We start from the raw sequence: 540 nt of genomic DNA, 5'->3' as shown, positions 1-540 counted from the left end.
TCACCTTCTGTTATTCCTAACATTTCAGCAAATGTTTTTGCTTCTATAGTTACTGACTTCATTTAATTAACTCTCATGGTATCGATTTTCTTTACCGGCATCTTTAACAATGGTGCTCGTTTCTAGTGTTGCTGCGGTACGCTTCATCATCGTCTGCGGGGCGGTTGCGATAGTGAAGGAGCTGCCGGGCGTGAGCAAATCTATCAGGCGCTGGCCGCTGATAATCTCCATCCGTTCACTGGCAATACTGACAGATTTTGAACCTGCGCCGGTTTTCCCGGTATGGCAAAACAGACCGCGACAGTTATGACGTTTAAGCAACTTCTCGAACTCCTGTACGTGCTGTAAAGCAATATGGCCGCGATAGCGTTTAGCCTGAATAAGATAGCGATATTTTCCTATTATTACCTGGCCGTCAATGCCTCCATCGCCGGTATAGCGTTTGTTTCTGATGGTTCTGAAGCCATGCGCTTCAAATCCTTCCAGCAACAGTTCTTCAAACACAAAAGGATCAATTTTCCTCAGGTAGTTAATTTTTTG

Annotated in this window: 1 protein-coding gene; it reads right to left on the bottom strand. The window is 44.8% G+C overall.

Features of this window, described 5'->3' with window-relative positions; translation table 11 throughout:
- Positions 1 to 66: 66 nt before the first annotated feature.
- The coding region (locus ACOT0L_RS24055) for a restriction endonuclease (protein ID WP_017896675.1) at positions 67 to 540 on the bottom strand (474 nt) is incomplete at its 5' end.

Source organism: Enterobacter cloacae complex sp. XAL002 (assembly GCF_049236805.1).
GTDB classification, from domain to species: domain Bacteria; phylum Pseudomonadota; class Gammaproteobacteria; order Enterobacterales; family Enterobacteriaceae; genus Enterobacter; species Enterobacter intestinihominis.
Note: the sequence above shows the minus strand (reverse complement) of the source record. Positions and strands in the feature narration are given on the sequence as shown.